This window comes from Actinomadura sp. 9N215, assembly GCF_044326345.1.
Classification (GTDB): domain Bacteria; phylum Actinomycetota; class Actinomycetes; order Streptosporangiales; family Streptosporangiaceae; genus Spirillospora.
Map to the genome: position 1 here is coordinate 125,507 of NZ_JBIRBA010000021.1, position 12,782 is coordinate 138,288.

Annotated in this window: 9 protein-coding genes; 6 read left to right on the top strand and 3 right to left on the bottom strand. The window is 72.8% G+C overall.

Annotated features, from left to right (window positions below):
* Window positions 1-22 precede the first annotated feature (22 nt).
* The 3 genes from ACH34T_RS30480 (at window position 23) to ACH34T_RS30490 (ending at window position 3,700) form a co-directional block, all read left to right on the top strand.
* Window positions 23-679 (top strand): Crp/Fnr family transcriptional regulator, encoded by a 657-nt coding sequence (locus ACH34T_RS30480; RefSeq protein ID WP_396024381.1) that lies wholly within the window; start codon window positions 23-25, stop codon window positions 677-679.
* 70 nt (window positions 680-749) lie between these two features.
* Complete coding sequence (locus ACH34T_RS30485) at window positions 750-1,538, top strand: hypothetical protein (RefSeq protein ID WP_396024382.1); 789 nt, start codon at window positions 750-752, stop codon at window positions 1,536-1,538.
* Entirely contained in the window at window positions 1,535-3,700 is a 2,166-nt protein-coding gene (locus tag ACH34T_RS30490) for a hypothetical protein (RefSeq protein ID WP_396024383.1), read from the top strand. The genes ACH34T_RS30485 and ACH34T_RS30490 overlap by 4 nt, the downstream gene beginning before the upstream one ends.
* A 110-nt stretch (window positions 3,701-3,810) precedes the next feature.
* Here the strand turns inward: ACH34T_RS30490 and ACH34T_RS30495 are convergent, their stop codons facing one another.
* On the bottom strand, window positions 3,811-6,813 hold the full coding sequence (locus ACH34T_RS30495; RefSeq protein WP_396024384.1) for a glycosyl hydrolase family 18 protein: 3,003 nt from the start codon (window positions 6,811-6,813) through the stop codon (window positions 3,811-3,813).
* Between the two features lie 63 nt (window positions 6,814-6,876).
* Entirely contained in the window at window positions 6,877-7,113 is a 237-nt protein-coding gene (locus ACH34T_RS30500; protein ID WP_396024385.1) for a hypothetical protein, read from the bottom strand.
* 6 nt (window positions 7,114-7,119) lie between these two features.
* Here ACH34T_RS30500 and ACH34T_RS30505 point away from each other — a divergent pair, with 6 nt between their 5' ends.
* Window positions 7,120-8,739 (top strand): sensor histidine kinase, encoded by a 1,620-nt coding sequence (locus tag ACH34T_RS30505; RefSeq protein WP_396024386.1) that lies wholly within the window; start codon window positions 7,120-7,122, stop codon window positions 8,737-8,739.
* On the opposite strand, the gene ACH34T_RS30510 is transcribed toward ACH34T_RS30505, so the two are convergent.
* Window positions 8,724-9,374 (bottom strand): LuxR C-terminal-related transcriptional regulator, encoded by a 651-nt coding sequence (locus ACH34T_RS30510; RefSeq protein ID WP_396024387.1) that lies wholly within the window; start codon window positions 9,372-9,374, stop codon window positions 8,724-8,726. The genes ACH34T_RS30505 and ACH34T_RS30510 overlap by 16 nt on opposite strands.
* A gap of 104 nt (window positions 9,375-9,478) precedes the next feature.
* Between ACH34T_RS30510 and ACH34T_RS30515 the strand changes: the two genes are divergently transcribed.
* Both ACH34T_RS30515 and ACH34T_RS30520 read left to right on the top strand, forming a co-directional pair.
* The gene (locus ACH34T_RS30515) at window positions 9,479-10,216 is read left to right on the top strand and encodes an ABC transporter ATP-binding protein (RefSeq protein ID WP_396024424.1); all 738 of its coding nucleotides are present in this window, start codon (window positions 9,479-9,481) and stop codon (window positions 10,214-10,216) included.
* A gap of 7 nt (window positions 10,217-10,223) precedes the next feature.
* On the top strand, window positions 10,224-12,770 hold the full coding sequence (locus ACH34T_RS30520; protein WP_396024388.1) for an FtsX-like permease family protein: 2,547 nt from the start codon (window positions 10,224-10,226) through the stop codon (window positions 12,768-12,770).
* Window positions 12,771-12,782: the final 12 nt, after the last annotated feature.

The window sequence follows — 12,782 nt, forward strand, 5'->3', positions numbered from 1 at the left end:
CGCCAGGCGGCATGATGTCCGCATGGCCCCGGACCCCGACGGCGTATCGGTGAAGACCTGGGAGTCGCTCGCCTCGGCGGGCGTCGAGCGGCGGTTCCGCGCGGGCGACGTGCTGCTCCGGCAGGGCGGCCCGCCGTCGCACGTGCTGCTGCTGATGGCGGGCCGGGTCAAGGCGCTGCTCACCCTCCCGGACGGCGAGGTGCTGCTCCTCGCCGTCCGCGGCCCGGGCGAACTCCTCGGCGAGATCGCCGTGCTCGGCGGCGACGACCGCTCCGCGACGGTCATCGCCATCGACCCGTGCGTGACCCGCGCGCTGCCCGCGTCCCGGTTCCGCGCGCTGCTCCGTTCGTCCGGCGCGGAGGACGAACTGCTCCGCCGCGCGATGCGCCGTCTCCGCGAAGGGGAGGCGTGGCGAGCGGAGACGGCCGCGCTGCCCGCGGGGCCCCGCGTGGTCCGCGCACTGTTGCGCCTCGCGCTCCCGGGCGAGGGGAACGCGCTGGAGGTGAGCCTCGGGCAGACGGAGATCGGCCAGGCGATCGGCCTGCACCGCAGCGTCATCGCGGCCGAGCTGGCGCGGCTCCGCGGGCTGGACGTCGTCGCCACGCACCGCGGCCGCACCGTCATCACCGACCTGCCCCGCCTGCGCTCGCTGGCCGGATCAGGCCCAGACACTGTCTGAAATCCGACAGTGGGCTCGACCGGCGGTCTGCAGGGTGGTTGGGAACCGCAGCCACCGAGGAAGTAGGCCTATGGAAGCGTTCCGCGCACTGCTCGTCGTCGACGCCGAGAGGTTCAGCGCCCATCGCGACGCCGAACTGCCCGGCCTCCATCTGGAAATCCGGCGTGTGCTCGCGGTGGCCTGCCGCGAGAGCGGGCTAGGCGAAACGTGGGCGAAGGTCCGGTTCATGGAGAGCACCGGGGACGGGATCCTCGCCGTCCTGCCGCTGGACGCGGCCCGTGCGCTCATCGATCCGTTTCCCCGGCGGCTGCAGGAGGCGCTCGAATCGGCCGCGCCGGGGTTGCGGATGCGAGGCGTCCGGCTGCGGCTTCGCGTGGCCATGCACATCGGGCTCGTGGACGACGAACGTCCGGACGCCCCCGGCATCTCGACCGCCACCGTCGACGTCAACCGGCTCCTCGACGCCGCCCCCCTGCGGGACGCGCTGAAACACAGCGACCCGGAGGTCACGTTCGCCGCGTTCCTCGTCTCGGCGGAACTGTTCGCGAGCTACGTCGAAGGCGGACGCACCGGCCTTCGCGAAAGCCAGTTCTCGCGGGTGCACGTCACGGTGAAGCAGTTCGACCGGCCCGCATACCTGTACGTGCCGGCCCCGTCCCACGCCGACGGCCCGCCCGCCGAGCAGGACGGTCCGCCCGCCGACCAGGATGAGCCGCCCGCCGAGCGGGACGAGCCTCCCGCCGGGCGGCGGACGGAGGCGGCCGGGCCGTCCATCAGCGGCATCACGATTAGCGGGGACGGCTCGCAGAACGCCATCGGCAACACCATCGGCGGCGGCTTCCGGCAGGAGCGGGGATGACGGCGACGATCGAGGACGTCACCATCATCGGCGACGACACCCAGAACGTCATCGGCAACACCGTCTCCGGTGATCTCATCCAGACACAGCTCACGTTCGTCCGGGGACGCCCTTCCATGGTCCTGTCGAAGGACGAGATCGACGAACGCGTCGCCGGGTACGTGCCCGTCCGCAATCACGAGCTGATCGCGGACGCGCTGGCGCGCCGGCAGGTGATCGCACTCTCCGGCCCGGCCGGCGCCGGAGTGGCGACCACGGCGGTCGCCGCGCTGCGGGAGGTGCGTCCGAGCCTGCCGATCCGCCTGTTCTCCACCGGCGAGGACGACGTCGAGGAGATCTCGGGCGCGGCGCGCGGCTACCTGGTCCGCGCGGGCGACGAGGAGGAGTCGCGGCTGCGGTCGTGCGTGGAGGCGGTCCGCGCGTCAGGCGGCTTACTGCTCGTGGTGGGCACCGAGGTCGAGCAGCGCGGGTTCGCCGAGTTCCTCCCGGTGATCGCGGTGGACCCGCCGCCGGCCGTCGCCGTCTTCCGGCGCCGGCTGGAACGCCGCGGTCTCGGCGGCACCGGCTGGACGGCCTGGCCTCGTGCCACGGAGCTGCTGAAGGAGGCGTCGCCCGGGGACGCCCGCCGGCTCGCCGACCTCGTCGCCGACATCCGCGACGAGGGGGAGGTCGAGCGGGCCTACCGCGGGTGGAAGGAGCAGCTGACCGGCTGGTTCGCCGAGAACTCGGGGCTGCGCGACCGCGCGCTGCTGGTCGCCGCCGCGACGATCGCGCCGGCGGACGAGACGAGCGTGTACGGCGCCGCGCTGTCGCTGGCGAGGCAGCTCAGGATCAAGGTGGAGGGCGGCGGTCTTGGCTGGTGCCCGTCGGCCGGGCTGAGCGAGCTGCTCGGCGCTGAGCGGGTGGACGACCGGATCCTGTTCCGCCGCCACGGCTACGCCGAGTCGGTCCTGCGGCACGTCTGGGACGACTATCCGCTGGCCCGGATGGATCTGCTGACCTGGCTGTCGGCCCTGCCCACCGACGACGTGGTGGTGCTCCCGTCCGGGCTGCGCCGCAAGCTCGTCGAGGTGTTCGCCGACCTCGCCGCCGAGGACGGGGCCGTGGAGAAGATCGTCCAGATGGCCGAGGCGTGGGCGGGGGACCGGCACAGGTCGGCGGACCTGTCCTATGTCGCCCTGGCCCGGACCTGCCTGCACCCGTTCGTCGGAGGCAGGGTCCGGAGGACGCTGTACGAGTGGTCCAGGCTCCGGCAGGCGCCGCAGACGCTGAAGCTGACCGTGGTGCGCGTCTGCCAGGTGCTCGGGGAGACGCACGTGTCGATCGCGCTGACCCGGCTGAAGCACCTCGCCACCCACGGCAACGAGCAGGTGCGGGACGAGGTGCTGGCGGTGGCGCGCGAGCTGGCGGTCGCGCATCCGCGGGCGGTCTTCCACGCGGCGCGCGAGTGGTGCCGGACGTCCGTCCGGCTGACCGTGAGGCAGGACGGCCCGCGCCGGGCCGATGTGGGGCTGCGGCTGATGCTCGATCTGCTGCCGAACGGCCCGGCGCGCGACGTTCTGGAGGTCGTCGACCATCTGGCGTGCTACGGCGGGGAGCGGATCCGTCCGGTGGCGTTGGATGCGGCGCGGGAACTGGCCGCCCGCCATCACTGGGAGGTGCTCGGCGCGGCGCTGGCGTGGACGGGCAACGCCGACGGCCGTCCGTACGAGGTGGCGACTCCCCGGGCGGCCCTGGGCACGGCGCTGTTCCTGCACCTGGCGGCCGCGCGGGACGTGGCCGGGCTCGCGGCGACGCTGACGGGGCCCGGCGCCGTCGAGCCGAGGGCGTGCACGTCCGCGTGGCGGGCGGCGCTGGCCGCCGAGGTCGGCCCGGCCGCCGGACACGAGGGCTTCGCCGCCGTGGTCGCGCTGTGGCTGGAAACGGCGTGCGCGCGTCCGGACCTGCGGCCGGGGATCGTCGAGACGTTCACGTCGGCCGCCGGGCCGGACCCGGCGAGCCGTGCGTACCTGGCGGGTTTCGTCCGGGCCTGGTCGGGGACCCGTCGTGACCGCCGGGAGGTCAGGGACGACCTCCTCGTCCGCGTCCTCGACCCTGAATGGAGGCGGCTCGTCCTTCTGCTCTGGGTACGGGCGAGCCGGGCGGTCCGGAGCGCCGGATGAGGCGGTCCGGAGCGCTGGGCGAGGCGGGAAAAGGCAGGCAGGGCGAGGCGGGAAAAGGCAGGCAGGGCGTGCGCCGGGTGGCGTACGCCCTGCCTTGGGGTGTTACGGGATCAGCGGCGGAGGCCGCCCACTGAGGCTGTTCTTGGGCTGTCCTGGGTCAGGACGTAGGACTTCCCTCCGAACGTGAGGACGAAGTTGGACGGTGTGACGATCGGGAGCTGGTAGCTCAGGGCGATCTCGGCGGAGCCGCCGTTCGGGATGCTCGTGTAGCTCGGCACCGTGAGGGTGGCCTTGTGGAAGTCGCCCTTCAGGCCGCCGGTGTTGTTGCCGGTGTGGCCTGCCTGGACGGAGAGCGTCCAGCCCGTCTGCTGGGTCATCGTCGACGGCGCGGACGTGCCGTAGTCGAACTTGAAGGTCGCGCCGCCTGGAATGGCCTGGCCCGACTTGTTGGTGATGCGCATCTTCGGGGTGATCGGGTAGTTGGCGTCGCCCACCGGGAAGTTGACCAGGTCGACCTTCACGTCGAGGACGTCGGTGGGCATCGTCTGGCTGGACTTGAGGTTCCCGTACGGGGCGGCGTTCTTCAGGCCGTCGTTGATCACGTTGATCAGCGTCTTGCCCATGAAGTACTCGCCCTTGCCGTCGTTGCGGGCCGGGTCCCAGGCGTAGTCGCCGGACAGCTCCCAGATCATGATGCCGCCGATGCCCTTGTCGGCCACGTACTTGGCCTTGGCCGCGAGCGACTCCTCGTCCTCGGTGGACAGGAACACCTTCTCGGTGGAGTTCCAGAGCCACGGCGTCTTCATGGTGCTGTTGTAATTGCGGGTGTAGGTGCCGACGAGACGGTCGTCGGGGTCGGTGGCCGGGTCGAGGCCGTAGTCGCCGATGTAGGTGCCCGCCTGTCCCTTTTCGAGGTTCTTGGCGTGCCACATCGGGTTGCTGCCCGACGCCATTTCCTTGCCGTTCTCAAGGTCGTGCCAGATGTTGTCGATGCCGATTCCGCCGTCGCCGCACGGCGTCTTGGAGCCGACGTCGCCCGCAGTGCCCTTCGGGCACTGCTTCTGGTCGGGCAAGGCGGATTTGCCCCACAACCCGTTCGTGCCGCCCTGGACGTTCTTCCAGCCGCGGGTGTAGAAGGGCACACCGATGTTGATGCGGCCGGCCTGCATAGAGCCTCGGAAGTAATGGTAGGCCCAGTCGGTGTTCAGATATCCGATTCCATAGGCGTTGTAGACGCCGCCCTCCTGGAGTTCGTTGTCCTTGCCGTCGTCGTACAGGGCGGCGTTGGGACCGACGAAGTGGTTCCAGGTTCCGTGCAGGTCGTAGGACATGATGTTGGCGTAGTCCAGGTACGGGACGACCTGGTAGCTGTCATGCCCGCGCAGGATCCAGCCGGACGCCGAGACGGCGGCGGTCAGCAGGTAGTGCTTGCCGTCGGCCGCGCCGGCCGCGTCCAGCTTCTCGCGCAGCGTCTTCATGAGGGCCACGTATCCGGCCATCAGCTTGGCGCGCCGCGGGTTCGAGAAGCTGAAGTCGTCCGGGTGTCCCGCGTACTGCATCGAGGTGGCGTACTCGTAGTCGATGTCCGCGCCGTTGAATCCGTACTTGCGCAGGAACTCGACGACGGAGTCCGCGAACGTGTTGATGCTCGCCTGGCTGTCGGTCATCTTGTAGAAACCGCCGGAGGCGACGCGGTTGCCGTTGTCGTCGATGTAGCCGCCGGATTCCGCCCAGCCGCCGATCGAGATCAGCGTCTTGACGTTCGGGTTCTGCTTCTTGAACTTGTTGAGCAGGTTGAAGTGGCCCTTGTACGGCAGGCTCGGATCCAGCTCCGCGCCCGGAACCTCAGGCCATTCCATTCCGATCGCCGGGTTGGTGGGCTTGTCGCCGCCGACCGAGACCTTGTTCTGCTCGTCGACGTGCGCGAAGGCGTAGTTGATGTGGCTGATCTTGTCCCACGGGATGTCGTTGGCGAGGAAGCGGGGCTTCTTGTCTTTGCCCGTCCGCCAGCTGGTGAAGTAGCCGATGGCGCGGCGGGTGCGCCCGTCGCCCATCTTCTCGCGGCCGTTCTCGTCGTAGACCTCGCAGTACGCGGGGGTGACGCCCGGCGTCTGGTAGAGGCCGTCGGGGCGGCAGCCGCCGGTGCCGGGGCCGATGGTGGCGGTCGCCTCGTCGCTCAGCTCGGAGTACTGGCCGATGGAGTCCTTGGCGCGGACGGCGAAGCGGTAGCTGCCCGTCCGGAGGCCGGTGACGGTGGCGGTCGTGCCGGTGACCGACTGGGCGACCGAGCCGTTCTGCAGCACGTCGTACCCGGTCACGCCGTTGTCGTCGGTGGCGGCCTTCCAGGTGAGAGTGACGGAGTCGCCCTTGGTCGTGACGCGCAGTTCGGCGGGCTTGGACGGGGGAGCGTCCTCGCCGGAACCGGGGGTGGTGAAGCTGACCGGGGCGCCGACCTCGGAGAGCTGGTCGGAGGTGTCGCGGGCGCGGACGGTGAACGTGTAGCGGGTGTTCGCCGTCAGGCCGCTGACGGTGGTGGTGGTCCCGGTGACGGTGGCGGCGACGGCGCTGCCGTTCAGCACGTCGTAGTTCTTGACGCCCTGGTCGTCGGACGCGGCGTCCCAGGCCAGGGCGACCGAGGTGGGAGTGACCTCGGTGGTGCGCAGGTTGGCGGGCGGGCTCGGCGGGGCGTCCGAGGGGCCGCCGTCGCACGGCTGGCCGTCGAGCTTGCAGTTCTCCGGGCCGCTCAGCGTCCCGGTGAAGGACACCAGGAAACCGAAGGAGGCGGTGCCGCCCGGGCTGATCGTGCCGTTGTAGTTCCGGTTGGTGAAGGTGTGGTGGCTGCCCGAACTGGTGAGGGAGGCGTCCCAGTACGAGCCCATCCGGACGGTGGAGGCGAGGTCGAACTCCAGTTTCCAGCCCGACGTGGCGGAGTTGCCGCCGTTGGTGACGGTACAGGTGTACTGGGCGCCGCCGCCCCATTCCTGGACGGTGCGGCAGGCGGCGGTCGGGCCCGCCGCGTGGGCGGACGTGGGAACGGCCACGGAGAGGCCGAACATGAGGAGGAGCGCGGTTACTCCGGCGAAGATCCTCCGGAGCGGGGGTCTGGTGCGCACGGCTATCTCAGTTCCCTTCAATAATTAGGAAACTATACTAATTGAAGGGAACATAACCGCACTTCAACGGGTATGCAAGGCCCGAATTTCGGCGATGTCATTCAGTTGGAACCGGTCCAGCAAGGGGACCAGACCAGTACCGGCGATATTCCGGAACCACAGCCAGACGCGACCGTCCGACGCATCGACGAGGCCGCTCAGCGCGCCGTCCGGACCGCCGCGCGGCGGACCCGTCGGCGGAGCCGTCGCACGCCGGACGGTGATCGCCCCTCGCGGCGGTTCGTCCAGGGCGGCGATCATGGACGGGTGCGTGTTCGGTGGTGGGTCGTCGGGGCCGCGGTGGGAGTCGCCGCGGTGGATCTGGCGTGGGGGCTGGGGAGCGAGACCGGCTCGGTGCGGGGAATGGCGCTGCTCGTCCTGGGCGTGGCGGCCGGGTGGTCGTTCGTCGCGGCCGGGCTGGTCACGCGGGCGCAGGTGCCGGGCGGCCACGGCGGCGGGCTGATGGCCGGGATCGGGCTGCTCCTGCTGCTGGCGGGCCTGACCTATCTCCCCGGTCGCGCGGCCCAGTTCCTGGGGAACGGGTTCGGGTGGCTGGCGCTGACGCTGCTGGCGCATCTGGTGCTGGCCATCCCGGAGGGCAGGGCCCGGAGCAGGACGCTCGTCGCTGTCCTCTATGGCGGCATGTCCGTCTCGGTCGTGGTGTGGGCGGTGGACGGTCCGCGGCCGCTCGCCGTCGCCGTGGCGATCTACATGTGGGTGTTCGGCGGCGTCCTGGCCGGGGCGCTGGTGTGGCGGTGGCTCGTGCGGGTCCCCCGTCCGCGGCGGCACACGTTCGCGCCCGTGGCGCTCGCGGGCGGGGTGATGGTGCTCACGATGTGGATGCGGCAGGGCGCCGGAATCTGGCCGGACGGGAGCCACGCGTCGTCCGCCGAGCCGATGCTGCATCTGGGCGCGCTGGCCGCGCTGGCGCTGTGGCCGCTGGCGGTGCTCGCCGGATTGCTGCGCGCCCGGCTCGACCACGTCGCGGTGGCGCGGGTCGCCGCGCAGGTCGACCGGACGCCCGAGGCGCTGGAGGCCGTCCTGGCGACGGTGCTGCGCGACCCTTCGCTGCGCCTCGTGCAGGGGACGGACGGTCCGCCGCCGGTGGGGGCAGGTCGGTCATGCGTGTCCCTGGGCAGCGGCGAGTCGATGCTGGTCTACGACGCCGCGCTGGACGCCGACCCGGCGCTGGTGCGGTCGGCGGCGGCGATCGCGCGGCTGGTGGTCGAGAACGAGCGGATGCGCGCGGAGCTGGCCGCGCGGCTGGCGGACGTCCGGGCCTCGCGCGCCCGCATCGTCGCGGCGGGCGACGCCGAGCGGCGGCGCATCGAGCGGAACCTGCACGACGGCGCGCAGCAGCGGCTCGCCGGGCTGGCGGTGACGCTGGGCCGGATCCGGGTCGGCGACGACGGAAGGCTCGCCGGGCTGGTGGACGAGGCGGCCGCCGGGCTGCGGGACGCGATGGCCGAGCTGCGGGAACTCGCCGGAGGCATCCACCCGGTGATCCTGACCGAGGCGGGCCTCGGCGCGGCGCTGCGTTCGCTCGCCGAAGGGGCGGCGCTCCCGGTCACCGTGGAGGCGCTCGACGGTCGGCTGCCCACGGACGTCGAGCAGGCCGCCTATTTCGTGGCCGCTGAGGCGCTGGCGAATGCGGTGAAGCATTCAGGCGCGTCCCAGGTGACGGTCACCGCGCGGGTGGACGGCGGCCTCCTGCGGCTGGACGTGCGCGACGACGGCATCGGCGGGGCCTGCCTCGACGGCGGCGGGACGGGCCTGCGCGGCCTCGCCGACAGAGTCGCCGCCCTGGACGGAACCCTTCACCTGGACAGCCCGCCCGGCCAGGGGACCGCGCTGCGAGCCGAACTCCCCGCTCAGGAACGCAAATAGGTCAGGACGGCGAGGACGCGCCGGTGGTCGTCGGCCGCGACCGGCAGCCCGAGCCGCTCGAAAATCCCGCGCACATGGGACTCGACGGTCTTCGGGCTGAGGTGGAGCCGGCGGCCGATCGCCTGGTTGGAGCGGCCCTCGGCCATCAGCGCGAGCACCTGCCGCTCGCGTTCGCTGAGCCGTCCCAGCGCCCCGCCGCGCCCCCCATTGCGCCCGCCCACCAGCCGGATCACGACCTCCGGGTCGATGACGGCCGCGCCCGCGTTGACGCGGTGCAGCGCGTCGGTCAGTTCGGCGACGTCCGAGACGCGGTCCTTCAGCAGGTAGCCGACGCCGCGGGCGTCGTCGCCGAGCAGGCCGATCGCGTGGTGCGCCTCGATGTGGTGGGACAGCACCAGCACGCCGACGTCCGGATGCCGCTCCCGGACGAGCCGCGCCGCGTCCAGGCCGTCGGCGCCGTGGCCCGGCGGCATCCGCACATCGGCGATGAGGACGTCGGGCGGGTCGGCGGCGATCAGCGCGGGCAGCGCCGCGGCGTCCCCGGTCTCGGCGGCCACGGTGATCCCGACGTCGGCGAGCAGCCGGGCCAGCCCCTGCCGGAAGAGCACGCTGTCCTCCGCGAGCACCACGCGCATGACCGGCAGCCTAATCGATCTTCAGGGTTGACCCTGACCGATCCGGGGGACAGCCCGGTGCCGGTGCGGTGCCGGTGCCCGCCAGGCTTGGCGGCGTGACCGACATGCGAACGACGACCGAGCCCGTCATCCGGCTGGCGGCCGTGACGCGGCGCTTCGGCCGGGGCCGGAGCGCGGTGGACGCGCTCCGCGGGGTCTCGGCCGACCTGCCCGCCGCGTCCTTCACCGCGATCATGGGGCCGTCCGGCTCGGGGAAGAGCACCCTGCTCCAGTGCGCGGCGGGGCTGGACCGTCCGACGTCCGGCACGGTGACGATCGGCGGGGACGAGCTGACCGGCATGAGCGAGTCGCGGCTGACGAAGCTGCGCCGCGATCGGGTCGGGTTCGTGTTCCAGTCGTTCAACCTCGTCCCCGCCCTGACGGCGCGGCAGAACATCGTCCTGCCGCTGCGGCTCGCGGGACGGCGCGCCGACCGGGCATGGCTCGACGAGCTGATCCGCCGCGTCGGCCTCGGTGAGCGGGCGAGGCACCGGCCCGCCGAGCTGTCCGGCGGGCAACAGCAGCGGGTGGCGATCGCCCGCGCGCTCATCACGCGTCCGGCCGTCGTGTTCGGCGACGAGCCGACCGGGGCGCTGGACCTGAGCACCGGCCGGGAGGTGCTGACACTGCTGCGGGAGGTCGTCGACACGCTCGGCCAGACGCTGGTCATGGTGACGCACGACCCGGTGGCCGCGTCCTACGCCGACCGGGTGCTGTTCCTCGCCGACGGCTCGATCGTCGAGGGCATGGACGCGCCGACCGCCGACCGGGTCGCGACCCGGCTGACCCGGCTGGGCGGGTGAGGACGGCATGGTGTCGCTGGCGCTCCGCACGATCCGCACCCGGCGCATCGGGTTCGCGGGCTCGTTCCTGGCGGTGCTGGTCGCCGTCACCCTGATCTCCGCCTGCGTGATCATGATCCAGTCCGGGCTCCAGGCGACGCCGGAGGTCGACCGGTTCGGCGCGACCGCCGCCGTCGTCCGCGCGGACCCCGACCTGCGCATCCGCTCGGACGAGAACGAGGAGAAGGTCCCCCTTGAGCAGCCGCCGCGCCTGACCCCGGACCAGCTCGCGAAGCTGCGCACGGTGCCCGGCGTCGAGGCCGTCATCACGGACACCCCCTTCTACGCGCAGGTCGTCGGCCGGGACGGCGTCCCGCTCGCCGGAGGCGACGAAGGCGAGGGCCCGTCGTGGGGCCACGGCTGGGACGCCGCGCGCCTCACACCGTTCACGCTCGGCGCGGGACGCGCGCCCCAAGCAGAAGACGAGGTCGTGCTGGACGCCGACCTCGCGCGCCGATCAGGCGCCCGGCCGGGAAGCACGGTCCAGATCGTCACGCGCGAAGGCACGCGGCGGTTCCGGGTCAGCGGGACGGTACGCGGCGCGCTGCCGTCGCAGGCCGCGCTGTTCTTCGCCCCGCGAACCGCGGACCGGCTGGCGCGGACGGGCGGCGCCACCGACTTCGCCGGTGTGCTGGGCCGTCCGGGAACGGACCGCGCGCTGGACGAGCGGCTTCGCGCCACCGGGCTGGACGTCCTCACCGGCGGCCCCCGGGCGCGGGCGGGCGCGCCGGAGACCGCCGAGAAGCTGCGGTACTCGACGGAGCTGTTCGGGCCGATGGCCGGGATCGGCGGGTTCCTCGCCGTGTTCGTCATCGGCGGCACGCTCGGCCTGTCGATCCTGCAACGCCGCCGCGAGATCGCGCTGCTGCGGGCGATCGGGACGACGCCGTGGCAGGTTAGACGGATGATCGCCGCGGAGGCGGTGCTGCTGGCGGTGCTCGCGTCCGTCCCCGGCTACCTGCTGGGAATTCCGCTGGCGCATGTGCTGCGGGCCGTCCTCACCGGTCAGGGGCTCGCGCCGCCGGAGTTCGCCGTCCAAGCGGGGCCGCTGCCGTTCCTCGTCGCGGGCGGGTCGGGGCTCGTGCTCGCGCTGGTGTCGGCGTTCACGGCGGTCAGGCAGGCGTCGCGGATCCGTCCGGCGGAGGCGCTGCGGGAGACGGCGGGGCCGCGGCGGCTCGTCACCGTCCCCCGGCTGCTGCTCGCGCTCGTGACGGCGGCGGGCGCGTTCGCGATCCTGGGGCTCACGCAGCATCTCGGCGGCGAGGTCGGCGTCGCGTTCCTCGCCCTGGTCGCCCTGCTGCTGATGGCCGCGACCGGGCTGCTGGCGCCGGTGCTGACCCGCGTCCTCGAACCCCCGGCCGGGGCGCTGGTCGCCGCCGTCACCCGGACGACCGGCTGGCTGGCGCACGCCGGGTCGGCAGTGGCCGTCCGCCGGGTCGCCTCGTCCGCCGCCGCGATCATGATCAGCGTGGCGATGGCCGGGTACGCGCTGCTGGTCACGGCCGTCCTCAACGACACGACCGCCGCGCAGGGCCGCGAGCGGACCGTGGCCGACCGGATCCTGATCCCGCGCGACGGGGACGGGCTCCCGCCCGGCGTCGCGGCCGCGGCGCTGCGGCTGCCCGGCGCGGAAGCCGTCTCCCCGGTCACCGGGACGATATTCGTGTCGTCCGTGCTCGGCTCCCCGGAGACCGTGCCCGCGCAGGCCGTGGACCCGGCGACCGCCGGACGCGTCCTCGACGTGAAGTTCCGCGAGGGCGGCTGGGACGGCCTCAAGACCCCCGGAACGGTGCTGGTCAGCCGCACGCACGCCGGGTCGCACGGCTGGCATGCCGGATCACGCGTCCAGGGCTGGCTCGCCGACGGGACGCGCGTCGAGCTGCGGGTCGGCGGCGTCTTCGACCGGTCGCTGGGCTTCGCCGACGTCGTCTTCTCCCGCGCCGCGCTCGCCGGGCACCTGCGCGACGGGCTCGACGACGCCGTCCTGATCCGGGCGCAGCCGGGACGAGCCGCCGACCTGGACCGGGCGCTGGACGATCTCGCACGCGCCGAACCGTCCGTCCAGGTCGTCGACCGCGCCGAGTACGCGGGCGCGACGGAGACCTCGATCGAGCAGAACCTGACCGGGACCTACCTGGTGCTGGCCGTGCTGGTGGCGTTCACGGCCGTGTCCCTCGTCAACACCCTCGTCATGGGCACGGCGGCCCGCGGCCGGGAGTTCGCGCTGCTCCGCGCGGTCGGCGCGAGCCGCCGCCAGGTCATCCGGATGATCGGCTGGGAGACCGTGATCGCCATGGCGATCGGGGTGCTCCTCGGGACGGTGATCGCCTGCGTGGTGCTGGCGGGCGCGAACGGGGCCCTGTCCGGCTCCATGCGGCTGTCCGGCCTGCCCATGCCGCTCTACCCGCTGGTCCTCGCGGGCGTCGCGGTCATGAGCCTGGCCGCCTCGACGCTGGCGTCGGGCGTGGCCCTGGCGTCCCGCCCGGTGGACGCCCTGGCCGGCGCCCGCGAATAGCCACCCGCCGAA